Source organism: Telluria sp. AZSoR62 (assembly GCF_058111565.1).
The window spans coordinates 1-240 of the sequence record NZ_JBYTST010000550.1; the positions used below are offsets into that span (position 1 = coordinate 1).

Sequence of the window (240 nt, forward strand, 5' to 3'; positions counted from 1 at the left end):
TTCTGATGTCGTTGTTCTCTGCTACACACGGTCGGACGAGACAGATAGACAGAGTCTGGAGACCCAGGGCGCCTTCAACGTAGCGTTAGCATCAATCCATGACTCGAATCAGCAAAAAGACTGGAAGTCGACCAGCGATTTCGTTTCCAGATTCGCCAATACTGCAGCAGCGCACGAACATTTCGTCCGCTGGTTAAACGGCAAGTTTCATACTGCCGGCAGTAGTCCGAAAATCAGCTT

Annotated in this window: 1 pseudogene; it reads left to right on the forward strand. The window is 50.4% G+C overall.

The annotated features are described in order from the left end of the window. Positions 1 to 240, forward strand: a pseudogene (locus AC3XQU_RS24725) (Card1-like endonuclease domain-containing protein); the annotation flags it as partial.